The organism is Streptomyces tricolor (assembly GCF_002155905.1).
GTDB classification, from domain to species: domain Bacteria; phylum Actinomycetota; class Actinomycetes; order Streptomycetales; family Streptomycetaceae; genus Streptomyces; species Streptomyces tricolor.
Map to the genome: position 1 here is coordinate 1 of NZ_MUMF01000247.1, position 22228 is coordinate 22228.

Below are 22228 nucleotides of genomic sequence, written 5' to 3' on the forward strand. Positions count from 1 at the left end.
CCCCGCCGGCCCTCGCGTCGTACCGGAGGCGAGGGCGGACGTCGGGGCCGAGCGGAAGCGGACCCTCGGGCCCCGCCGTGGGCCCGGTGACCCGGTGAAGACCCTGCTGCACCGGCACCGGGAGCTGTGCGAACGGGCCGTGGATCCGCTGGAGATCGCGGCGGGGCTGGAGGCACACGGTCTCACCGACCGGGCCGCCGCGCGGTTCCGCCACCGGGACGTGTTCTCGCTCGCCGAGGAACTGTACGCGCGCGTGCCGCGCACCACCGAGCCGCGCCCGCGGCGCCAACCCCTGCCGGCGCCCCGGGTCCGTGCGGGCTGGGTCCTGCTCACCCTCCTGCCCGGAGCGCTCGGCGCGGCCACGGTGACCGGGCTGCGGCTCACCCACGGCCATCCCCGCCTGCTCGTGGCACTCGGCGGCCTCCTCGCCGTCGCCCTCGCCACGCGCGCCGCACTGCGCCACGGCCCGCTCGCCGGTCCGCCCGGCACACGCGCGTGGGACACCGCGCTCGCCACGCGCGCACGGCGCACCGAGGCCGGCCCGCGCGGCGCACCGCGATCGGCACGCGCGCGTGGACGCTCTGGCTGCTCGGCTACGCCCTCGCGGGCGACGGCCTCCTCCGCGCCGTCCTCGCAGGCGGCCCCGACACGCTGCCCACCGGCGCCCCGGACGGCCCCTGGCCCCTGGCCACCGCGCCCGTCCTCGCCCTCCTGTCGGCCTGCGCCCCGGCGGCCTGGTCCGCCCATCTCCTCGCCGCCGGCGCCCGCCGCAGACTCGCCGGCAGCCGAGGCCTGGAGGACTTCACGGCCGCGGTGAAACCGCTGCTGCTCGGCGTGTCCGCCCTGTTCCTGGGCGCCCTGGCCGCACTGCTGGCCCTGTGCGGCACGGTCCTGCACGCACCCGCGGCCCTTCCGCAGGCCCTCACCCTGGGCGCCCTGCTCCTCCTCGCCCGCCTGCTCACCGTGCACCGACACCGCCGCGCCCCCGCCCTGGCGCTGGGCGCGGCGGCGGCCACGGAGGCGGCGGCCCTGGCGCTGCCGCTGGCCGGCCGGCTGCCCGGCTGCGCCGTCCTGGCGACCCCCGTCGACACCCTCGTCGGCGCCTGGGGCGAGGCCGCCGTACCGGCCCTCGCCTGCGGCACCGCCGCCCTGGCCCTGCTGTGGCACGCCGGCCGCACCCTCACCCGGGCCTCGGCCCACGCGCCCACCGGAGCACCCGAGTGAACCTTCCGCCACCGGCCCGGTCCACCCGCCGGAGGCATCCGCACCACCCCTCTGAAGGAGAACACCAGATGACCACCTCCCGAGCCGGAGCGCCTGGCACCGCCGGCGCCTCCGGAGCAGCCGCAGGAGCCGTCGAAACGGCCGGTACCACCGGCGCGCACACCCCGGGAGCCGCCCGATGAGGGTCCTGCTGATCGGAGCCAACGGATTCATCGGCCGCTTCGTCGCCGACCGCCTGCTCGCCGACCCGGCCGTCCAGCTCACCGCGCTCGGCCGCGGCGACGACGCCGACGTCCGCTTCGACCTCGCCACCGGCAGCCCGGGCGCGCTCACCCGCTTCCTCGACGCGGTCCACCCCGGGGTCGTCATCAACTGCGCCGGCGCCACCCGCGGCGGCGCCCGCGAACTCACCCGGCACAACACCGTCGCCGTGGCCACCGTCTGCGAGGCGCTGCGCCGCAGCGGATGCGGTGCCCGCCTGGTGCAGATCGGCTGCGGTTCCGAGTACGGGCCCAGCCAGCCCGGCTCCTCCACCGCCGAGGACGCCGTACCGCGCCCCGGCGGCCCGTACGGCGTCAGCAAGCTCGCCGCGACCGAACTGGTCCTCGGCTCCGGCCTGGACGCCGTCGTCCTGCGGGTCTTCTCGCCGGCCGGCCCGGGCACCCCGGCCGGCTCCCCGCTGGGCCGCCTGGCGGAGGCCATGCGCCGCGCCATGCAGGCCGGCGACGGCGAACTCAAACTCGGCGGCCTCGGCGTCCAGCGCGACTTCGTGGACGTACGCGATGTCGCGCGGGCCGTGCACGCCGCCTCGCTCTCCGCCGCACAGGGGGTGATCAACATCGGCTCCGGCCGCGCCGTCCGGCTCAGAGACGCCGCCGCCGTCCTCGCGCGCGTGGCCGGATACGGCGGTGCCCTCCACGAACTCGACACCCCGCCCGGGCCGCTGCGCAGCGCCATCGGCCATCCCCGGGCCGACTCCGAGCACCCGGCCCCGGTGGCGTACCCGTACCCGGACGGCTGCGGCAGCTGGCAGCAGGCCGACGTGCGCACCGCGCGCGACCGGCTCGGCTGGCGGCCCCGCATCAACCTCGAGGAATCCCTGGCCGACATCTGGATGGAGGCGGCATGCCGCATCTGACCGGCACCACCGCGGGCGCCACCGGCACCGGCGTCCGCACCGCCCTCGGCGTTCCCGGCTTCGCCCACCCGCTCGTCGCCCCGGCCCAGTGGGCGGAACTGGCCCGCCCCGGCACCCCGCTGGACTGGGTGGTGCTCGATGTCGCCGCCGGTCCCGGCAGCCGTCCCGACCCGCACTGCCTGGAGGCCGCGGGCCGGCTGCGGGCCGCGGGCGTGCGCGTCCTCGGCCACCTCGATCTCACCTACGGCGCCCGGGTCTTCGGCGATCTGCTCTCCGACGCCCACCGCCACCTCGACTGGTACCGGGTCGACGGCTTCCTGCTGGACCGCTGCCCCACCGAGCGCACCGGGCTGCCCGAGGTCCGCCGTGCGATCACCACGCTCCGGGCGATCAGTGACACCGCCCACATCGTCCTCGGCCACGGCCGCCACCCGCACCCCGGCTACGCCGAGAACGCCGACCAGCTGGTGACCTTCGCCGGCTCCTGGTCCGACTACCGCTGGTCGCAGGTGGCCGAGTGGACCGCCGACTACCCGCCCGACCGCTTCTGCCACTTCGTGCACAGCGTGCCCCGCGGCCACCTGGACGAGGCGCTGCGGATCGCCCGCTGGCAGGGCGCGGCGACGGTCTACTTCACCGACCGCACGGACAGGGGCGGTCGGGCGGACCCCTGGGAGGGCATGCCCGGCTACTGGGACGAAATCGTCTCGCGGGTCGGAACGGGTGTCTCGGAATGAAGAAGGCCGTGGCAGTGTTACGAGGAGAACAACTGTAGTGATTGACCGACCAACGGAGTCCCCGTGTCGCTGCCACCCCTGGTCGAGCCGGCTTCCGAGCTCACCGTAGACGAGGTCCGCAGGTACTCCCGCCACCTGATCATCCCCGACGTGGGCATGGACGGGCAGAAGCGGCTGAAGAACGCCAAGGTGCTCTGTGTGGGCGCCGGGGGCCTGGGCTCGCCGGCGCTGATGTACCTGGCCGCGGCGGGCGTGGGCACGCTCGGCATCGTGGAGTTCGACGAGGTCGACGAGTCGAACCTGCAGCGCCAGATCATCCACAGCCAGTCGGACATCGGCCGCTCCAAGGCCGAGTCCGCGCGCGACAGCGTCAAGGGCATCAACCCGTACGTGAACGTGATCCTTCACGAGGAGCGGCTGGAAGCCGACAACGTGATGGAGATCTTCAGCCAGTACGACCTGATCGTCGACGGCACCGACAACTTCGCGACCCGCTACCTGGTCAACGACGCGTGCGTGCTGCTGAACAAGCCGTACGTGTGGGGTTCGATCTACCGCTTCGACGGCCAGGCCTCGGTGTTCTGGTCCGAGCACGGCCCCTGCTACCGCTGCCTCTACCCGGAGCCCCCGCCCCCCGGCATGGTCCCCTCCTGCGCCGAGGGCGGCGTCCTGGGCGTGCTGTGCGCGTCCATCGGCTCCATCCAGGTCAACGAGGCCATCAAGCTTCTCGCGGGCATCGGCGAGCCGCTGGTCGGCCGCCTGATGATCTACGACGCCCTGGAGATGCAGTACCGCCAGGTCAAGGTCCGCAAGGACCCCAACTGCGCGGTCTGCGGCGAGAACCCCACCGTCACCGAGCTGATCGACTACGAGGCCTTCTGCGGCGTCGTCTCCGAGGAGGCCCAGCAGGCCGCGGCCGGTTCGACGATCACTCCGAAGCAGCTCAAGGAGTGGATCGACGACGGCGAGAACCTCGAGATCATCGACGTCCGCGAGCCGAACGAGTACGAGATCGTCTCCATCCCGGGTGCCAAGCTGATCCCGAAGAACGAGTTCCTCATGGGCACCGCCCTGGAGGGCCTCCCGCAGGACAAGAAGATCGTCCTGCATTGCAAGACGGGTGTCCGCAGTGCGGAAGTCCTCGCGGTCCTGAAGTCCGCGGGCTTCGCCGACGCGGTCCACGTCGGCGGCGGCGTGATCGGTTGGGTCAACCAGATCGAACCGCACAAGCCGGTCTACTGATCAACGGTTCCGTCGACCAGCGGGACCGAAGAAGCCCATGGCTCTGACCTCGTCGGATGCCGTGGGCTTCTGTCGTTGTTGGTTGGCGTCGACTGACGCCGGACGGCCCAGCGACGGCCCGGGGTAGCACCTCTTCGCAAGATGTCATCGGAACAGCCCCGGGACGGGGCAGATCTCCAGTGGCTCGCCTGGCCGGTCGGTCCAGCTCCACCAGACATGCTGATCGGTACACCGCCACAGCATCCGGCAGCCCCGTCGGCCATCGTCCTCCCGCTTGGAGAGGACGAAGCCACCGGACTGCATGGGCTGGCTGCACCTGGGACAATCAGGGGTCTCGTCGGTCATGGGAAGCACCGTAACTAAGTGACCTCTTCGTCCCGAAGCAACTTGGGTGGGGGTGCCGCCTTGGGCTGATCTGGCTCTCACCTGGTGCAACGGTGCTTGTCCGCCGCTGTGCGTCTGCGTTGTCACGCAGTTAGACACTCACTCGGGAGGCGGACCGCCCGGAAGGTGTTGCGCGGGTTGTACGGGGGAGCCTGCTGCCTGCGTCAGATGTCTGTGCCATCAGGGCGCGGGAAACCATGCTGCCTACAGGTGGCCGTGTGCGTATCGTCGGTCTGAACCGTGGGGGTGGAAGCCTGTGTTGTACGCGCACGAGGTGGTCCTCAACGAACTCGCACAGGGGCTCAGAACTGTGGCAGAGGGCGTCGAGTGGTTCGAGGGACTATCAGAGGGCGACCGACGCAAAGTCCTGCACGCCTTGGTGCTGTTCTGCGGGCAGGCCCGCGCCCGCGAAGAGGACGTACCGGAGAGCATCGCGCGTTCCGGCATCCGTCCTACTCACACGCCGGCGGTGATGCTCACGAAGTGGCGCTTCGGGATGGAAGCGCTTCCGGCCTACGAACTAACTAAATCCTTCCGCCTGCTCGTCGCCCTCTTCAGCATCGCTGACACCCGCAGGCGGGCGCTGCACTGCGCCGATGGATGTGGCCACGCGTGGCACAACCTGCCGGATCCGCCACAGGACGCAACCTGAAATGTCTTCTTGCCCTGGGTCTTGCCGGGGATCTTGGTGAGCTGGGTTTTTGCTGGTCAGGTGCGGTGGGCTCGTGCGCCTGGTGGTCGTCGTTGGTCGTCATTGGCCACTGTCGAGCGGCCTCGGACGGCTCAGAGACGGCCCAGCCATCAAGGCTCCGACCCGGTCTCTACGTTCGCCAGCGCCGACGTATAGCGCTGCACAGCACTTCGAACCAACTCACGCAGAGATACCGCAGCCTCCACAACCAGCCTCTTCGTCTCCTTAGGCGCTGAGTCCCCAGACCGTGTGCCACACGTGCGGGTCTCGGAGGCCGGCGAAGCGTGGGTGCCCGACTCCGGCCGCCACCGCCGTGTACGTGGCAGAAGCCGTTCCAGCCCGCAGGGTTCCGGCATGCTCGCCCTTGCCGTGTCACAGCAGCACAACGCCCCATGAACCGATTCTGACGTGGCCAGGGCGAGCAGGTGCGCCAGTTCGGACCTTTGGTTGTGACAGTTGTCCGGCCCTACGCTCACGGCAATCAGCTTGGGAAGCTGCGAGCACTAGCGGTCCATTCGACTGCTGACCTTGGCGAACAGTCTGAGAGCTACCTGTCGGCCTCGGCTACGTTCACCGTGGTTCCCCGTTGTTCCCCGCTCGATCTGGTGCGGCCGGGATCATCCGCGTTGAAACCCGATGTCACCGAACACGCAGACGACGCGCCCATAGTCTTCGATCTGTTGCTGTTGTTCGTCGGGACGAGGTGCGTGCTCGTTGTCTCCACACCTGAGGACTGTTCCGTCGTCTCCCTCAAATGCGGAGACAACGCCTCCATGATGGCTACAGGCTCCTGGGCGGCCGATGGAGTCTGACGGCCACCCGTCTGAGCACTCGTAGCCCTGATACGTCCAGCGAACTGGCGTGTGCGTGGCGGATGGAACTCCAGAGCTGACCGGCGGATCCTCGTCGTCATCGTTCCACCCACTGAGTTGGGCTGTGATCGGGAGGACGACGAAGATCCCTACGCCGATAAGGCCGGCCACGGAGTAGGCCACCACCCGAGCGACCCGCCATGCGCGGCTCTCGACGAGCCTTTGCAGGAGACTGCGCACGGAAGACTTCTAGCAGAGCAAGCGGCTGCAGCGGGCCCATTCGCCGACGTTGGCGGCAGCTCCAGAGCGTCAAGCGGCGGACTACTGGTCGTCGTGTCTGGCATTCCGCAGACCCACCAACACGCTTTCCAAGTCTGTTGGTAGGGGGAAGGGGCGCAGCCGTGTCCGTTCACCTGCGTTCATGGGCGAACGAGGGCCGGGCTGGCCCCTGGCGATGGACCCGTCTGTACGGCGGTGAACGTAGCTGAATGAGACGGAAACTGAGACGGCCTGGCACGGGGGCCAGACCGTCTCTACCTGGCGCGACCTTCTGATCCGTAGCGCTATATAGATCCGTCGGAGACGGTCATACAGGCCACGCATCGGACCCACGGGGACGCTACGGAGGGGCGGTTGCTGTGGTTGCTGTATCCGGCTGCTGTACAGCACTCTCCTGGTGGGGGGACGGCATGGAATGGGAACTACTCGAACAGCTCCTGGTCGGCAACGACGAGGCCTCCATGGCCGCTCTGGCTGCACTTCGCTGCTGCGGTTCTCACGTGGTCTGGGACAGGCCACCTCTTCTGAGCTGCTCGGCCGGCGTCAGCAGCCGGTTCGCGTGGGCATCAGAGCTGCCGAAGACTCCTGGCGGTTCATGTTGTTCCTTACGGGAGACGGCGGCACGCTGATCGCGTGCACCGCCGTGCGTCGGACCCACGCCTGAACCTCAGCCGACGACAGTCAGCCACGGCGGCGGGTGCGCCGACCGATCAGGCGCGCGTATGCCTCGCTCCACCCGCCACCGGGCTCAGCCACGCTGCTGGCGCCGTCGACCAGAGCGGGCCCCGACAGCCGGCGCGCGACCACGGCGCCGCAGCCCTCAGCTTGGGAAGCTGCGATCATTTGGGGCTGGTTCGGGCGCCGACCTGATCGAACGGCAGAGACGCAGCCTTCGGAGGCTGGCCCTCTTTCACCCGTGGTTCCCTGCTGTTCCCCACTCGATCTGGTGTGCTTGTGGTGTGGCTTGCCGATGGCCATCACTTGTTCCTGAAGGTCCTAAAGTGACCACTTCGGAGTGCACCTGGATCCGATGCCCGAGTAGTAACCTGTGGCCTGCGTAATCGACCTGATGACTCGTTAGGGCCTTTGGCCCGGTGAACGACTAGGGGGAAACGTGCTCACGGAGGCACTCGTGGCGATCGCAGCGGCGGGAGGTACCTCGGTGGTGCAGGCCGCTGGCACTGACGCATGGACAAGCTTCAGGCATCGGCTTGGAACCATGATGGGGCGAGGCGACGAGCAGCGAACAGAAGCCGAAATCGAACGCCTCGAGCGGAGTGCCGCGACGATCGCCGGAACTGCCCCGGAGCAGCTGAACCGTGTCCGAGCCCTGCAAGAGGCTGTTTGGCAAGCACGTCTCGAAGACTGGTTGGAGTCTGTGAGTGCAGCGGAGCGGGAGAATGCGGCTGGCGAACTGAGCCGCATTATCTCCGCGTTCACGGAGAGCAGGGCGTCGGAAGGGTCGCGATACCAAGGCGATGTACGTCAGAGCGCGAAGGCCTCCGGTGAAGCCCGAATCTACCAGCTCGGTCAGGGTGAGATGAGGATTTCAGAGTAATGGCCGCCGAGGATCCGCGTAACATTCGAGTTGATATCGAGGCCTTCGGGGAAAGCCGGGTGTATCAGGTCGCCGAGGGGAGCATGTATATCGGCGACGTTGATTCCACGGTTTCGACTGCGCGACGATTGGCTGCCATGCCCGTGCAGCAAGCCGTCGAAAGTATCCTCTCGATGGCGAGTTCCGAAAGAGCTGCCGTACTTGCCGAGATGATCCCGTCTGCTGCGGCTCCCAGGATTGCGGGGTTGCCGACGGTGGATGCCGTTGAGGTGCTCACGGGGATCGATGAACGGTTGGCGCTCGAGAGACTGCTGGCGATGAGCGCTAATATCGCTAGGAGACTCGTGCTTGCAATTGCAGAGCCGCAGCGTACCAATATTTTGGGTGGCCTGAATTTTGAACAGGCGCTTCGCATTGTCGGGGAAGTTGATGCGGAAAACGGTAAGTGGTCATTCGATCTTGACACTTTGAAAGAATTTTCGACCTGCTTGCCCACGCAGGTGATTGGCAAGATTCTTGACCATATTCCCCCTGAGGCTGCGGCACAGGTCGTCGACGTTGACCGTCCTGGAGGCCTGATCACTTGGTGCGCCATGGACTCTCAGGCCCGTATGTCCCTCGTCGCTTACATGCCACGCGAGTGGACTGAGCTAGCGTTACATGCATTTTCGGAACCGGGTGATGCTCTTAAGCAATTGTGTGCATCCTATGGCACCAGCGTCCCGACGCCAGGTGACATTGTAGGGCATATGCCCATTTCGCGCCTGGTGGACTTCATGTCTGAATCGGAGATGGGTCCCGGCGTCTATTGTTCTCTGGCACCTGAAGTTCGAGTGAACCTCATCGCGCACATGGATGTTCAAGGGCTGGCCAATATGTTTGCCCGGTTGGGAGATTGGCTAGCTGAGTGCGTGTGGACCATGATGATGATAGATCAATCGCAGCCCTTTCGGCCGCCCCTGGCATGCCGATTTATTGCAGTGGCGTTGAGGGTTTCAGGGGTTGACTCTGATAGTGTCTTGAATCGCATTCCCCGAGAATATGCTGCGGCCTTGTGGGATTCAATCTGGTCCTATGATGCGGCTCAAGAAATTGGAGGACTGAAGGGAGAGGAGGCTTATCAGAGGTTCTCGGCAGTTCCAGATTCGTACAAGTCGCAGGTTGCGTGGCACCTCTCGGGAGAGGTGCGTGCCGCAATGATTGATTTCCTGGAATCCAAACGATGGAAAAACGCGATGCGTGAACGCGATCTCAAAACATTGAGCGATGAGCATCGGTGGCACCGCTTCCCAGATCCCCTCCGGTGAGCAGCTAATGGCTACTGCGTAGGCGAGATAGGTAACAAGGTCGACGTAGCGGCTATGGGGTGGCGCTGCTGTGGTGCGAGTGGTCATGGCCCCGTAAGCTTCCGGTGCGTCGGGCAGTCTGTGGACCTGCCCGGTAAAGCATGACGTTGGGGCCATGATTTGCGAGGCTCGCGCCAAAGTGGCTGCCTAAAGCCGTGGAGCCGACCGCCCCAGCCACGACGTACCCCTTCTCTGACGGCAAGCGGCTGATTGCTGTGCGCGCGGCACGGGCGCCGGCCGGGCTGGAGCGGGGCGGAGACAGGAGCGCAGGCCCGGCCGGGGGCCGGGCCGCGCGCGGTGAGCGGAGCGAGCCGCCTTGAACCAGTAGAGAAAGTTGTAACTCACTGGCTGGGCTCGGCACGTTGGTCAGCTCTTGGGTTTTCAGTCTGTGTGATGCGGCGGCCGTGTTCGGCAGCTCGTAGCAGTGACTGGGCTACCCGTTCGGCGTCGTCGGGGTGCAGGTAGATCTCTTGGGTCCACAACACTGCCAGTCGCACCGTGCCGTTCAGCAGGTTGGTTGCTACGTCCACCTCGACGCCGTTGCCCGTGGTGTCAGTGACTTTCAGGTCCAGGTCGCTGCTGTAGGCGCTCATGTAGCTGAGCATGCATGAGGCCCGGCTTCAGGTGCGAGGCCGGGCCTTCAACATCAACTGGGGTGGGTCCCCGGAGGTTGGGGTTTGAAGTCGTGGGCACGTCGGGAGTTCTCTGCCTGTGCGGTGTGCGAGCGGCAGGTAGGTCACTGGTCGGATGGTCCAAGTGACGCGGGTGGCGGCGTGTGTGACTGAAACCGTGCAGGGCTCCGACCGTAGTGGGGCTCGCCTGGTCTCGGCGCGGCCGTCGTGCAGCCATTCCCATGCCTCGTCGGAAGCGTCCGAGTCCAATGCCGGCGAGACGGTACGGAGAGCGACCGCGACCCATCGGTCGGCCTGTGGTGCCGAATAGGCGTCGAAGGATGCCAGGAGTGCTGGCCCCTGCGCCTCGGTGAGGTCTTCCGTCCAGCATTCACACCAGAAGCCGCGGCGGGTATTGGAGGTCAGCACGGATGACCTCCCCGTCGAGCGTCCGCGTACAGCTCCGCGGTGACCGTGTGGCCCTGGTCGGTGTCGTGGACGACGACCCGGTGGGCAATGGCGCTGACCATGCCCAGTCCTCGGCCGTGCTCGGCGTCCTGGTCCTGGTGCTCGACCTTGGGGGCCGTGTCCGTGCCGCCGTCGTCCGTGACAGACACCGCGACCACCTGGGCCGAGACCGCGACGGCCAGGTGGAAGCTGCCGTACTCCCGGCCGCTGGCCGTGTGGAGGATCGCGTTCGCGCTCAGCTCGCTCACGATCAGTTCGGCGTCTTCGGCTAAGGGAGAGCCGCGCAGGATGTCGCGGGTCCACCGGCGGGCCCGGCTCACTTCTTCGGGGAAGCCTGGGCAACTCAGTCCCCAGACCCGAGCTGTACTCGTATACTCGTGCATACAAGTTCCTTCATGCTGGTAGGCCGCCATGTGCAGCGGGTTCGGGCTAGACGAGTTTCACGCCGTCGTGGGCGCGGACGGCCGGCGGGGTCGTAGCGTCGAGTGCGTCGAGCACGCGTATCGCGTACGCCTCATCGGCAAGCTCGGTGACCTCTTCGCGGGTGGCCCAGCGCAGTGCGCGGGTCTCGTCACCGGTGGTGGGCACACCGTCGGCGGCTTCGCGGCGGAAGACCAGCGAGACGATCAGGCCCTTCATGTTCTTGTAGACGCCGGTCAGGGTCGCCGGAAGGGCGATCTTGATGCCGGTCTCTTCGAGGACTTCCCGTTGGAGGGCTTCCGGGATGGTCTCCTCGCGTTCGAGGATGCCGCCCGGCGGCTCCCACTTGCCGTTGTCCCGGCGCTGGATCAGGAGGGCCCGGCCTTGGTCGTCCACGACGACCCCGGCGACGCTCACGGAGTGCGGGCGTTCAGTGCTCATGTTCCTCGGCCCTCTCGGCTGGCTAGGCTCTCCACCGTAGCAACAGCACTCGCCCACTCGTCTAGATACCTAAAGGAGTACTCACGTGAGCCCTCTCCCTTCGGGCCTCCTCGGTGATCTCGACCCCACGAGCGATCGTGCGGTCTTCCGGCAGATCGCCGACCAGCTGCGCGAGGCCATCGACCGTGGGCGATTCCGTGAGGGCGAGAAACTGCCCTCCGAAGCCGACCTTGTCGACCACTTCGGGGTGTCCCGGATGACGGTCCGCAACGCCTTCTCCATCCTCCAGGGTGAAGGCCTGGTGCACGCCGAGCACGGCAGGGGAGTCTTCGTACGACCACGACCGCCCGTGCGGCGGCTCGCCTCCGACCGCTTCGCCCGTCGGCACAGGGAGCAGGGCAAGTCCGCGTTCATCGTGGAGGCCGACGCGGCCGGCAGTCACCCCCAGGTAGACAGCCTGGAGGTCAAGGAGGAGAAGGCCAGCCAGGACGTCTCCGCCCGGCTGGGCTCCGTGCGGCGCGTGCTGGCTCGTCGGCGCCGGTACCTGCTCGACGGGCGGCCAGTGGAGTTCGCCACCTCCTACCTCCCGCTCGACATCGCCCGCGGAACCCCCATCGCCGAACCCAACCCCGGGCCCGGAGGTATCTACGCCCGCCTGGAAGAGCTGGGCCACCGCCTCGACCACTTCGAGGAAGAGATCCGCGCCCGGATGCCCTCGCCGACTGAGGTCAAAACACTCCGGCTGGCCGCCGGCGTCCCGGTCATCCATCTCATCCGGACCGCCTTCGACACCGAGGGTCGTGCCGTGGAGGTCTGCGACACGGTGATGGCGGCGGACGCCTACGTCCTCTCGTACCAGCTTCCGGCAACCTGATCGTCACGATTCGCGGTGGTGCGCGGGGACGTTCTCCCGAACTCGTACACCCCAACACGCTTACTCGTATAGACGAGTGGGCGAGTTGTGGGGCAAGGTGACTCCGCGATCCCGATCAAGGGGTTCGCAGAACCCATCTTGTATAGACGAGTAGATAGGAGTGTGTCTTGCGCACCATCCGCGTGGAGACCTCCGGCGCCACGATCCTGCTCACCGAGGCGCCTGAGCCCAAGGTCCGCGACCGGCAGACCGGCGAGATCGCCAAGGACGCCAACAGCGGTGAGGCGCTGATGACCATCGGCGTCGTCTACATCGAGGACGGCGAGTCGTCGCTCATCAAGGTCACCGTCCCGGAGGGCGGCATCTCCGAGGGGCTGACCCTGGGGGCGCCGGTCTCGCTGCCGGGCCTCGTCGCCCGGCCGTGGGAGTCCGTCTTCAACGGCCAGCAGCGCCACGGCATCGCCTACCGCGCTGCCGCCGTCACTCCGGCCGCATTCCCGGCCACGACCGGGGCCGCCGCCTGATGTCCGACCTGACGACGCTTTTCGAAGTGGGTGGTCCTGTCGCCGCACTCGGCGGCGGGGCCGCCTACGCCCGGGCCAAGCACCCGGCGGCGTACTGGTCCACGGTCGGCCTGCCGGTGTCCACCGTCCGGCTGCTCAGCTCGTACGGCTCGGTCATGGAGGCATGCGGCCTGACGGTGGCACCCTCCCGGCTGCGGGTGCTCGCCGTGAAGGCCATGACACAGCGCGAGATACGGCCCGTACCGCCGCGCCGGGGCCTCATCCGGCCCACCACGACCGGGCTGCGGATACGCCTCCGCCTGGCGCCGGGCCAGGAACCCGCCGACGTCGCCGCCTCCGCCGAACGGCTGCGGCACGCCTGGGGCGTTCACGCCGTGTACGTCACGACCGTCAAGCCGGGGGTCGTCGAGCTGCGGCTCGTCGGCTATGACGTCTTACGGCGGGTGTGTATGCCGCGCAAGGTCGCAGGCAGCTTCCTCAAGGTGCCGGTCGCACTGCGAGAGGACGCCATGCCGTTCATACGCGACTACCGCACCATTCCCCACCAGCTCACCCTAGGCGCGACCCTGTCCGGCAAGTCCATGTACCTGCGCCACCTCATCGCCGGACTCGCCCCTCAGCCGGTCGCCCTCGTCGGGATCGACTGCAAGCGGGGCGTCGAGCTGGCTCCCTTCGCACCCCGGCTCTCCGCACTCGCCACCGACCCGGAACAGGCGGCTGAACTCCTGCCCGTACTGGTCAAGGAAATGGAGGACCGATACGACCTGATCAAGGTCCGGCAGGGCATCGCCCCCGGCACCCCGGACGAGGAAATCACCTCTGACATCTGGGGCCTGCCCGAGCACGAACGCCCGGTGCCGGTAGTGCTGTTCGTGGACGAGGTGGCCGAACTCTTCATGATCGCCACCAGGAAGGACGAGGAACGGCGCGACGAGATGGTCACGCAGCTCATCCGCCTCGCCCAGCTCGGCCGCGCCGCCGGCATGTACCTGGAGGTGTGCGGGCAGCGCTTCGGTGCCGAACTCGGCAAGGGCGCCACCATGCTCCGCGCCCAGCTCACCGGCCGCGTCTGCCACCGGGTCAACGACGAAGCCTCAGCCAAGATGGCACTCGGCGACATCGCCTCCGAAGCGGTCATGGCCGCCTGCTCCATCGCCCCCGAACGGCCCGGCCTGGCCGTGGCCGGTGACACCTCCGGCGGCTGGTCCCGCATCCGCACGCCGTACCTCTCCCTGGGCGATGCCGCCGAGACCTGCCGCAGGTCGGCGAACCTCGTGCCCGACCTCACTGCGCTGAAGCCCTTCCGCCCTGACGTGCCTGAGCGTCCGGTCGAGAGCGCGACCCCGGTCGTCCTGCCTCACCCGGTAGCCGACTGACCTTCCCCCGCCCGACTCCGGAAGGAGCCGCATCATGCGCGCCCACCTGGCCCGCGTCGACGCGGTGCTCGTTCAAGCGCTCATCGCTGCCGCGCTGTCCTTCACCCACCTTCACGACGTCGCCGTGGCGGCCGGACAGGACGGATGGAAGGCGTGGGCCTACCCCGTCTCCGTCGACCTGTTGCTCGTCGCCGCCTGGCGTCGACTGCGCTCGGGTCATGGCAAAGCGGCGGCCTGGTGCTGGTTCGTCATCGCCCTCGCCGCCTCCCTCGGTGCCAACGTCGCCACCGCCGGCCTCCTCGACCTCGGGAACGTCCCGGCCTGGCTGCGCATCCTCGTCGCGGGCTGGCCCGCTGTCGCCTTCCTAGGCGGAACCCTCCTCGCGCACAGCACGCCCAAGACGGACCCCGCACCGGAGGTCATCAAGGACCAGGAGGACGAGTCCGAAGCCGCACCCGAACCACCCGCGCAACCCGTCATCGAGGCACCACCGCAGCACCCGCCCGTACCCGTCCCCTCCGCCCTGGTCGCCCACGCCCGCAAGGTCGCCGCCGAGCATCACGCCCGTACCGGCGCCCCGATCGACACCCCAACCCTCCGCGCCCGCCTTGGCGTCCCGGTTCCGATGGCCGAGGCCATTGCCGCCCACCTCTGAGAGGGGACCGCGTGTCTGCCAACCGCAGCTTCCGCAACGTCACCCGCATCGGCCCCGTCCAGGTCGGCACCTCCTACGACGGCCGGGGCCGTGAGAAGCACACCGCGGCCTGCACTGCCCCGCGCTGCGGCTTCTCCGCCGACTACGACAGCCGCGCTGCCGCCGAACTGGCCGCCCGCACCCACCGCTGCCCCGTCCGCTGAAAGGACCCGGACAACCGTGACCGTCAGCCTGCCGCTCGTGGTCGTCCTCGGCTTCTTCGCCTGGGGAGCGATCAAGTTCCTCGGCGTCCGCACCTGGATCGTCGTCCTGATCGCCCTGTTCGGCTTCTGGCTCTCGCACACCTTCCTCGCCCCCGCCATCGAGTCCGGCACGCGCTCCGGCGTGAGCGTCGTAAACAGCTTACATGACTAGACGAGTAGATAAGGAAAGGTCAACCGTGTCCCTGCCCAAGTACCCGGACAACCCCACCCCGCCGTCCGCCCACACCCACATCCCGACCGGCCCGGCACCGGTCCGACGCGGCCTGCCGTCGCTCCCCATCGATCAGAAGACGGTCGTGGCGGTGCTCGTCGGTGGAGTCGTCCTCACCGCGCTTCTGGCGGCCGTCGCCATCACAGCGATTTCCGTGGCCGTCGCCGCCGTCGTCTTGCGCTCCCTGGTCCGCGACCAGCACCGGCGCTGACCGGCCGGCCTGACCCGGGGCGGCCACGACACGGCCAAGCATCCGGCCGCCCCGGGCCCCTCCCTCCTGACCGATCCAGCCAGAAGGAGACCGCCATCTTTACCCGCACCACCCCGCCCCCGCTCCCGGAACTCGCAAGGCTGGCCGAACACGGCACCCTGCCCGGTATCCTCCGGCAGCTCACCGGGCTCGGCGGCTGCACCCACCCGATCCGCCTCGACGGCCACCGCACCGAGTACGGCGTCGACACCACCACCGGTGAGATCGGCCGCGTCCTCCACCACCTCGACTCGGCCACTCTCCCGGCCGGCCAACTCCTCGTGCGCTGCAACAACCGCCGCACCACCCGCTGCCCGGCCTGCGCAGAGGTCTACCGCCGCGACACCTTCCATCTGATCACCGCCGGACTGCGTGGTGGCAAGGGCACCCCGGAACACGTCGCCGCCCATCCCCGCGTCTTCGCCACGTTCACCGCCCCCGGCTTCGGCCCGGTGCACAACCGCCGCACCGACGGCCGCCCCTGTCGCTGCGGCACCCACCACGACCAGGACGACGACACCCTTGGCACCCCGCTGAACCCGGACAGCTACGACTACGAAACGGCCGTCCTCTGGAACGCCCACGCCGGACAGCTCTGGCGGCGCTTCTCGACCTACCTCCGCCGAGAGGTCGCCAAGCGTGCGGGCCTGTCACAGCGCCGGTTCCGCGACCACGCCCGCGTCTCCTTCGCCAAGGTCGCCGAGTACCAGAAGCGCGGAGCCGTCCACTTCCACGCCGTGATCCGCCTCGACGGCCCCGGCGGCGGAGACACCCCGCCCCCGCCCTGGGCAACAGCCGAACTCCTCACCGACGCCATCCGGGCCGCCACCACCAAGGTCCGCGTCGACGGCCCGGTCATCGACGGCCGCGCCCACACCTTCACCTTCGGCCGCCAACTCGACGTCCGCGCGATCCGCTCCGCCGACTTCAATGACGACCAGGAGCTGACCGAGCGGGCCGTAGCGGCGTACATCGCCAAGTACGCCACCAAGGGCGCCGAGACCGCCACGGGCGCCCTTGACCGCCCACTTAAGTTCGCCGCCGAACTCGCCCAACTCGACATCAGCGACCACGCCCGCCGCCTCATCCGAACCGCCTGGAGCCTCGGCGCACGCAAAGACTTGGAACACCTCCGCCTGCGCGCCTGGGCACACATGCTCGGCTTCTGCGGCCACTTCTCCACCAAGTCCCGCCGCTACTCCACCACCCTCGGCGCCCTCCGCGACGCCCGCGCCGAATGGCGCCGCGCACAAGCGACAGCACCCAACGGCCCGGAGACCGAGACGACGTACGTCCTCGCCCACTGGGTGTTTGCCGCCACCGGCCTGTCCGACACCGAAGTCTGGCTTGCCGCATCCCTCGAACCCGCCCCCGGAACGGAAGGAGAGCCAACCCGTGGATAACCGGCGCCTCGCCGTTGCGGACGTGTCGACCGCACGGCGGGTTCTGCCCGAGCGATACCTCACGCCGGAAGACCTGGTGACGATGTTCGACCTTCCCAGCGTCGAGACCGTCTACCAGTGGCGGCGCAAGCGCACCGGTCCTCGCGGATTCCGAGTCGGTCGGCACCTTCGGTTCGACCCGGTGGATGTGCGGGCGTGGGTGGACTCCCAGCGCGAAGGGGTCGCCGCCTGATGGCTGGGCACATTCAAGACCGCTGGTACAAGACTGAGGTCGGGTCGGACGGCAAGACACGCAAGGTCAGGACCGACCGGTACGGCACGGGGATGCGCTACCGCGCCCGCTTCATCGGCCCGGACGGCACCGAGAAGTCCAAGAGCTTCCCCGACCGTCAGAAGCGGCTCGCCGAGCAGTGGCTCTCGCAGGTCGAGGCGGATATGGCACGCGGGCAGTACATCGATCCGCAGGCCGGCCGCCTCACTGTGAGGCAGCACGCCGAACGGTGGCTGGCGTCGCTCACCATGGACCCCGGCACCTTCGTGGGCACCGAGCAGCGCATCCGCCTACACGTACTGCCCTACCTGGGCAGCTGCACACTGGGCTCACTCCGGCCGACGCACATCCGCGAGTGGCTGCGGAAGCTGCATGACGGGGGAGTGGCACCCGCCTATCAGCGGGTGATCTTCGCCAATCTCTCCACCATGCTGACAGCGGCTGTGGACGACCGTCTGATCCCTGAAAACCCCTGCCGGTCGTCATCTGTCCGCGCGCCGAAGCTCGACCCTCGTCGGGTCGTTCCTTGGCAGCGCGAGCGTGTCCTCGCGGTCCGCTCGGCGCTGTCCGCGCAGTACCGGCCCATGGTGGACCTCGCCGGTGGATGCGGCTTACGCCAGGGTGAGGTCCTGGGCCTGGCGGTGGAAGATGTGGACTTCAGCGACGGCGTGATTCACGTCGTGCGGCAGGTCAAGCTGATCCGCAACCGGCCGGTGTTCGCGCCGCCCAAGGGGGCCAAGGAGCGGACCGTCCCGCTGCCCGAGAGCGTCGCTCAATCGATCGAGGAGCACATCAGCCAGTATCCGCCGGCCTCCGTGACGCTGCCTTGGCGCGCTGTCGATGGAGCACCGGTGACTGCTTCTCTGATCTTCCACAGGGACCAGGGCCGCCCGATCAACCGCAACGACTTCAACCGCGGGGCCTGGCGTCCAGCCCTCGACGCAGCGGGCGTCCCTCTCGGCCGGGCGAGCGGAATGCACGCGCTGAGGCACTTCTATGCCTCCGTCCTCCTAGATGCGGGCGAGAGCATCAAGGCTCTCTCCGAGTACCTGGGCCACCATGACCCGGGCTTCACCCTCCGGACGTACACCCACCTGATGCCCAGCAGCGAGAAGCGGACCCGGGAGGCGGTGAACCGAGCCTTCGCGGACGGCCCGGACACGGATGACGGCCCCACGACGGCCCAGGGGGAGTGACGATGCGGGAAACCGCCTGGTCACGGGGCACATCACCTGACTTGCCGGTCTACTGATCACGGGCCTCGCCCACCAGCGAGGCTGACGAAGCCCACGGCTCTGACCAGCTCGGACGCCGTGGGCTTCTGCCGTTGCCGGTCGGCGTCGGCCGCCCAGTAGCATCCCGGCATCGAAGGGGGCGGTCATGGCGCTGGGTCGTAAGGGAGCACGGCGCATAGTCGTCGACGGCACGGTCTACCGCTGGCGGCTGCGCGGCAGACCCGCCTACAGTCAGGCCCTCTGCTGGTCGCCGTGCACGTACGCCGTGGAGCATGCGGATCGTCCCGGGACGACGCTTGTTGTCACGACGAACCAGCCTCACCCTGGCAACTGGCTCGGGAGCCTGGGCAACCCGGTACTGCCGTCCGATGTCGCCGATGCCGTCGCAACCGCCCTGCGACAGGGGTGGGTGCCCACTCGCCCGGGCTCACCGTTTCGGCTCGACCGGTCCGCCGGCTTCTCCCCCTGCTGAGTCAGGAGCAGACCTTGCCGTTCTTCGGCACGGTGCCGTTCAGCAGGTAGGTGTTGACCGTCGAGTCGACGCAGTCGCTCCCGTTGCCGTACGCCCCGTGTCCCTCGCCCTTCCAGGTGAGTTGGACGCCCACGCCCCGGCCCAGTTCCTCGGCCATCCTGCGGGTGCCCTCGTACGGGGTGGCGGGGTCGCCGGTGGTGCCGATCAGCAGGATCGGCGCTGCTCCCGGTGCGCTGACCTCCGGAGTGTCGTACTGGCCCGGCACCGGCCAGTCGTGGCACCAGCCGGCCGTGTCCCAGCCCAGGTAGTCCCCGAACACCGGTGAGATCCGCCGGAACTCCGCCAGCCGCCGCTTCGTCTCGGCGAGGGCCGGCCGCTGCTTCTCGTCCAGGCACGATATGGCCCGCTGGGCGTGGGACATCGTGCCGTAACGGCCCGAGGGATCCCGGTCGTTGTACTGGTCGGCGAGTGCCAGCAGCCCCGAACCGTCGCCCTTCCCGGCGGACGTGAGGGCGCTGGTCAGCCTCGGCCACATCGACTCGCTGTACAGCGGCAGGATGATCCCGGTGACCGCGAGCGTCTGGGTGAGCTTGCGTCCGGACGACGTCGGCAGCGGCTGGGCGTCGAGCCGGGTCAGCAGGTCGGCGATCTTCCGGGAGCCCTGCTCGGGGTCCTGGCCGGTGGACTTGAGGTAGTCGTCCAGGGCCCGCTGGAAGCCGCGGGCCTGGTTCTGGGCGTGGCCCACCGTGTCCGCGGTCGGGTCGACCACCGCGTCGAGCACCAGCCGGCCCACTCGCCGCGGGAACAAGTGGGCGTAGACGCCGCCGAGTTCGGTGCCGTAGGACATGCCGAAGTAGTGCAGCCTGTCGTCGCCGAGGACCTGGCGCATCAGGTCCATGTCGCGGGCGGTGTCGGTGGTGGACACATGGGCCAGCAGCGGCCCGGCGGCCTGCCGGCAGCCCTTGCCGAAGTCGGCGGCGTCCTGGAGGTACGCCTTCTCCTCGGCCGGGGTGTCCGGTGTGGCGTCCACCGACTCGGCGGCCTCGATCTCCCGGTCGCCGCGGCAGCGGACGCCCTGGCTCGCGCCGACCCCGCGGGGGTCCCAGCTCACCAGGTCGTAGCGCTTGTGGAGGGCGGAGACGGAGGTCGCGAAGTACGGCATCGACGCCACGCCCGAGCCGCCGGGTCCGCCGAAGTTGAACACCAGTGAGCCGATGCGGTCGCCGCCGGTCGCGCGGGAGCGGATGAGGGCGAGACCGATCGTCCTGCCGTCCGGCCGGGACCAGTCCAGCGGCACCTTGAGCGTCGCGCACCGCCACGCGTCGCCCGGTGCGGAGGAGCCTCCGGTGGCCTTGCAGCGCCGCCAGTCGAGGCGCTGAGAGGTGAGGGAGGCCGGAAGGGCCGTCGGTACGGCCGGAGAGCGCGACGCCGACGGGGCAGCCGAGCCGCTCCCCTTGCCCTCGTCCCTGCCGCCGTCCCCGTCGGACGAGCCGCCGCAGCCGGCCAGCAGCAGCCCTGCCGCCACCGCGGCCGTCCACCGCAGGAACCGCATCATCCGCACCACCCCCGTGACAGGCCCGCCGCATCGTGCCGCGCCGGGCGTTCAGGCCATGGTAGGCGCCCCGGGCCCGCCGCGCGTCAGCCTGTGGATAACCTTCTGACCTGCTATTTCTTCCGTCTGTGGCCGAGTCTTGTCGGGGGCCTGTCAGGAGCGGACGGTGCCGCAGTCAGGAGCAGACGGTGCCGCCCCTCGGCAGCTTCCCGTCCAGCAGGTAGCCGTTCACCGCGCCCTGCACGCACTTGTTCTTGCTGTCGTACGCGCCGTGCCCCTGGCCCTTGTACGTCAGCTCGATGCCGACGCCCTTGCCGAGCGCGCCCACCATCTTCCTCGCGCCCTCGTACGGCGTGGCCGGGTCGCCGGTGTTGCCGATGACGAGGATGGGCGCCGCCCCCGGCGCGCTGACGTCGGGATGGTCGGCCGCGCCCGGCACCGCCCAGTCGGTGCAGCTGACCATGCCCCAGGCCAGGTACTCCCCGAACAGCGGGGAGGCCGCGCGGAACTCGGGCAGCTTCTGCAGGACGTGGTCCGTGGTGTAGCGGGGTTTCTCGTCGGAGCAGTTGATCGCGAGGTTCGCCGCGGTGAGGTTGCTGTACTCGCCGTTCTCGTTGCGGCCGTTCATCGAGTCGGACAGCAGCATCAGGATCTTCCCGTCGCCGTCGTACGCCTCCTCCAGCCCCTCGGTGAGGTACTCCCAGAAGTCCTTGGAGTACAGGGACTGCGCGATGCCGCTGGTGGCGGCGGTCTGGGTCAGCTCGCGCGGGAAGATCCCCGGGATCGGCTTCTTCTCCAGGTCGGCGAGGAGTTTCGCGATCCGGTCCTTCACCTCCTGCTCGGTGTCGCCGATCGGGCAGTCGGTGGTCTTGGAGGTGCAGTCCTTCGCGAAGTTGTCGAGGGCGAGCTGGAAGCCCTTGGCCTGGCCGAGGGCGCTCTGCTCCGGGGTCTGCGTGGGGTCCACGACGGCGTCGAAGACGGCCCGGCCGACGTTCTTCGGGAAGAGGTGGGCGTAGACGCCTCCGAGTTCGGTGCCGTAGGAGATGCCGAAATAGTGCAGTTTCCTGTCGCCGAGGACCTGGCGCATCAGGTCCATGTCGCGGGCCGCGTCCGTGGTGCGCACATGCGGCAGGATCTTCTCGGAGTTCTTCTCGCAGGCCGCGTTGAACCGCTTGGTGCGCTCCAGGAGCTGGGTGCGTTCGGCGCCGTCCTCGGGGGTCGCGTCCTGCTGGAAGTACTCGTCCAGCTGGGCGTCGCTCTCGCACTCGACCGGGGCGCTGCGGCCGACCCCGCGCGGGTCGAAGCTGACCAGGTCGTAGCGGGTGTGCAGGGCGCCGTAGTCCGCGCCGAACGCGGGCAGCGTGGTGACGCCGCTGCCGCCCGGGCCGCCGAAGTTGAACACGAGCGAGCCGATCCGCTTGTTCGCCGGACCGCTGGCCTCGGCGCGGATCAGGGCGATGCCGATCGTGTCGCCCTTCGGCCTGCTCCAGTCCAGCGGCGCCCGCATGGTGGCGCACTGCCACTTGGTGCCGTTCGGCAGCGGCGACGGGGCGCTGCCGCCGCCCTCCGCCTCGGACGGGGCCGGGCAGTCCTTCCAGTCCAGCTTCTGCGCCGTGAGATCCTCGTCCTTCGCGCCGTCGCCGCAGCCGGCCAGTACGGCCGAGAGCAGCACAGCGGTGGTGGTCAGCGCGACGGCGCGCAGCCGGGAGGAGTTCGCCATACTCCCATCGTGCGGGCGTGCGCGCCGGGGCGCGCGGGACGCGGGCCGTACGAGGTACGCCCCCCGAGGGG

Annotated in this window: 23 protein-coding genes and 1 pseudogene; 17 read left to right on the forward strand and 7 right to left on the reverse strand. The window is 68.9% G+C overall.

What is annotated here, in order from left to right; translation table 11 throughout:
* Positions 1-463 (reverse strand): hypothetical protein (locus CCN44_RS47830; RefSeq protein WP_414820504.1); only part of this gene is annotated, 463 nt, incomplete at its 3' end.
* Between the two features lie 32 nt (positions 464-495).
* On the opposite strand from CCN44_RS47830, the gene CCN44_RS47835 reads away from it, so the two are divergent.
* From CCN44_RS47835 to CCN44_RS44070, 6 genes are all read left to right on the forward strand, one after another.
* Positions 496-1224, forward strand: a complete 729-nt coding sequence (locus CCN44_RS47835; protein ID WP_414820505.1) for a hypothetical protein — start codon at positions 496-498, stop codon at positions 1222-1224.
* A gap of 178 nt (positions 1225-1402) precedes the next feature.
* Positions 1403-2362, forward strand: a complete 960-nt coding sequence (locus CCN44_RS18545) for an NAD-dependent epimerase/dehydratase family protein (protein ID WP_059252472.1) — start codon at positions 1403-1405, stop codon at positions 2360-2362.
* Positions 2350-3099 carry a spherulation-specific family 4 protein gene (locus CCN44_RS18550; protein ID WP_086698306.1) on the forward strand — a complete coding sequence of 250 codons (750 nt, stop codon included), beginning with the start codon at positions 2350-2352 and terminating at the stop codon, positions 3097-3099. Before CCN44_RS18545 ends, CCN44_RS18550 begins: the two co-directional genes overlap by 13 nt.
* Before the next feature lie 63 nt (positions 3100-3162).
* On the forward strand, positions 3163-4341 hold the full coding sequence (gene moeZ, locus CCN44_RS18555; RefSeq protein ID WP_059252474.1) for an adenylyltransferase/sulfurtransferase MoeZ: 1179 nt from the start codon (positions 3163-3165) through the stop codon (positions 4339-4341).
* A gap of 658 nt (positions 4342-4999) precedes the next feature.
* A complete protein-coding gene (locus CCN44_RS18565; RefSeq protein ID WP_237481732.1) occupies positions 5000-5377 on the forward strand; it encodes a DUF5958 family protein in 378 nt (125 codons plus the stop codon).
* A 2687-nt stretch (positions 5378-8064) separates the two neighbouring features.
* Positions 8065-9372 (forward strand): MotE family protein, encoded by a 1308-nt coding sequence (locus CCN44_RS44070; protein ID WP_143649847.1) that lies wholly within the window; start codon positions 8065-8067, stop codon positions 9370-9372.
* A 380-nt stretch (positions 9373-9752) separates the two neighbouring features.
* Here CCN44_RS44070 and CCN44_RS18575 read toward each other — a convergent pair whose 3' ends face one another.
* The 4 genes and pseudogenes from CCN44_RS18575 to CCN44_RS18590 form a co-directional block, all read right to left on the reverse strand.
* On the reverse strand, positions 9753-10004 hold the full coding sequence (locus CCN44_RS18575; protein ID WP_237481729.1) for a hypothetical protein: 252 nt from the start codon (positions 10002-10004) through the stop codon (positions 9753-9755).
* A gap of 53 nt (positions 10005-10057) precedes the next feature.
* Positions 10058-10451 (reverse strand): annotated as a pseudogene (locus CCN44_RS46285) (hypothetical protein).
* Positions 10445-10873, reverse strand: coding sequence for an ATP-binding protein (locus CCN44_RS18585; RefSeq protein WP_086698310.1), 429 nt, complete (start codon positions 10871-10873; stop codon positions 10445-10447). Before CCN44_RS18585 ends, CCN44_RS46285 begins: the two are co-directional and overlap by 7 nt.
* 46 nt (positions 10874-10919) lie before the next feature.
* Positions 10920-11351, reverse strand: coding sequence for an NUDIX hydrolase (locus CCN44_RS18590; protein WP_086698311.1), 432 nt, complete (start codon positions 11349-11351; stop codon positions 10920-10922).
* 85 nt (positions 11352-11436) lie between these two features.
* Between CCN44_RS18590 and CCN44_RS18595 the strand changes: the two genes are divergently transcribed.
* The 11 genes from CCN44_RS18595 to CCN44_RS46290 all read left to right on the forward strand — a co-directional run bounded on the left by CCN44_RS18595 (position 11437) and on the right by CCN44_RS46290 (position 18885).
* Positions 11437-12225, forward strand: coding sequence for a GntR family transcriptional regulator (locus CCN44_RS18595; RefSeq protein ID WP_086698312.1), 789 nt, complete (start codon positions 11437-11439; stop codon positions 12223-12225).
* A 167-nt stretch (positions 12226-12392) separates the two neighbouring features.
* Positions 12393-12749 carry an SCO3933 family regulatory protein gene (locus CCN44_RS18600; protein WP_086698313.1) on the forward strand — a complete coding sequence of 119 codons (357 nt, stop codon included), beginning with the start codon at positions 12393-12395 and terminating at the stop codon, positions 12747-12749.
* Complete coding sequence (locus tag CCN44_RS18605) at positions 12749-14125, forward strand: FtsK/SpoIIIE domain-containing protein (protein ID WP_086698314.1); 1377 nt, start codon at positions 12749-12751, stop codon at positions 14123-14125. The genes CCN44_RS18600 and CCN44_RS18605 overlap by 1 nt, the downstream gene beginning before the upstream one ends.
* A gap of 34 nt (positions 14126-14159) precedes the next feature.
* A complete protein-coding gene (locus tag CCN44_RS18610; RefSeq protein WP_086698315.1) occupies positions 14160-14780 on the forward strand; it encodes a DUF2637 domain-containing protein in 621 nt (206 codons plus the stop codon).
* A gap of 11 nt (positions 14781-14791) precedes the next feature.
* Positions 14792-14983, forward strand: coding sequence for a mobile element transfer protein (locus CCN44_RS18615; RefSeq protein ID WP_086698316.1), 192 nt, complete (start codon positions 14792-14794; stop codon positions 14981-14983).
* A 16-nt stretch (positions 14984-14999) separates the two neighbouring features.
* Positions 15000-15194 carry a hypothetical protein gene (locus CCN44_RS18620; RefSeq protein ID WP_086698317.1) on the forward strand — a complete coding sequence of 65 codons (195 nt, stop codon included), beginning with the start codon at positions 15000-15002 and terminating at the stop codon, positions 15192-15194.
* 25 nt (positions 15195-15219) lie between these two features.
* Entirely contained in the window at positions 15220-15465 is a 246-nt protein-coding gene (locus tag CCN44_RS18625; RefSeq protein WP_086698318.1) for a SpdD protein, read from the forward strand.
* Positions 15466-15605: 140 nt separating this feature from the next.
* Complete coding sequence (locus tag CCN44_RS18630; RefSeq protein ID WP_208639793.1) at positions 15606-16907, forward strand: replication initiator; 1302 nt, start codon at positions 15606-15608, stop codon at positions 16905-16907.
* Entirely contained in the window at positions 16900-17139 is a 240-nt protein-coding gene (locus CCN44_RS18635) for a helix-turn-helix transcriptional regulator (protein WP_086698320.1), read from the forward strand. Before CCN44_RS18630 ends, CCN44_RS18635 begins: the two co-directional genes overlap by 8 nt.
* Entirely contained in the window at positions 17139-18374 is a 1236-nt protein-coding gene (locus CCN44_RS18640; RefSeq protein ID WP_086698321.1) for a tyrosine-type recombinase/integrase, read from the forward strand. The genes CCN44_RS18635 and CCN44_RS18640 overlap by 1 nt, the downstream gene beginning before the upstream one ends.
* A 184-nt stretch (positions 18375-18558) precedes the next feature.
* Entirely contained in the window at positions 18559-18885 is a 327-nt protein-coding gene (locus tag CCN44_RS46290; protein ID WP_079081140.1) for a hypothetical protein, read from the forward strand.
* A 1-nt stretch (position 18886) separates the two neighbouring features.
* On the opposite strand, the gene CCN44_RS18650 is transcribed toward CCN44_RS46290, so the two are convergent.
* Entirely contained in the window at positions 18887-20440 is a 1554-nt protein-coding gene (locus tag CCN44_RS18650) for an alpha/beta hydrolase (RefSeq protein ID WP_059252486.1), read from the reverse strand.
* A gap of 172 nt (positions 20441-20612) precedes the next feature.
* Positions 20613-22157, reverse strand: coding sequence for an alpha/beta hydrolase (locus CCN44_RS18655; protein ID WP_059252487.1), 1545 nt, complete (start codon positions 22155-22157; stop codon positions 20613-20615).
* Positions 22158-22228: the final 71 nt, after the last annotated feature.

Coding starts and splice junctions, on each gene's coding strand:
- CCN44_RS18585 (WP_086698310.1), bottom strand. CDS start 10,873: ATGCACGAGTATACGAGTACAGCTCGGGTCTGGGGACTGAGTTGCCCA.
- CCN44_RS18640 (WP_086698321.1), top strand. CDS start 17,139: ATGGCTGGGCACATTCAAGACCGCTGGTACAAGACTGAGGTCGGGTCG.
- CCN44_RS18605 (WP_086698314.1), top strand. CDS start 12,749: ATGTCCGACCTGACGACGCTTTTCGAAGTGGGTGGTCCTGTCGCCGCA.
- CCN44_RS18545 (WP_059252472.1), top strand. CDS start 1,403: ATGAGGGTCCTGCTGATCGGAGCCAACGGATTCATCGGCCGCTTCGTC.
- CCN44_RS18550 (WP_086698306.1), top strand. CDS start 2,350: ATGCCGCATCTGACCGGCACCACCGCGGGCGCCACCGGCACCGGCGTC.
- CCN44_RS18575 (WP_237481729.1), bottom strand. CDS start 10,004: ATGAGCGCCTACAGCAGCGACCTGGACCTGAAAGTCACTGACACCACG.
- CCN44_RS44070 (WP_143649847.1), top strand. CDS start 8,065: ATGGCCGCCGAGGATCCGCGTAACATTCGAGTTGATATCGAGGCCTTC.
- CCN44_RS18590 (WP_086698311.1), bottom strand. CDS start 11,351: ATGAGCACTGAACGCCCGCACTCCGTGAGCGTCGCCGGGGTCGTCGTG.
- CCN44_RS18650 (WP_059252486.1), bottom strand. CDS start 20,440: ATGATGCGGTTCCTGCGGTGGACGGCCGCGGTGGCGGCAGGGCTGCTG.
- CCN44_RS18655 (WP_059252487.1), bottom strand. CDS start 22,157: ATGGCGAACTCCTCCCGGCTGCGCGCCGTCGCGCTGACCACCACCGCT.
- CCN44_RS18610 (WP_086698315.1), top strand. CDS start 14,160: ATGCGCGCCCACCTGGCCCGCGTCGACGCGGTGCTCGTTCAAGCGCTC.
- CCN44_RS46290 (WP_079081140.1), top strand. CDS start 18,559: ATGGCGCTGGGTCGTAAGGGAGCACGGCGCATAGTCGTCGACGGCACG.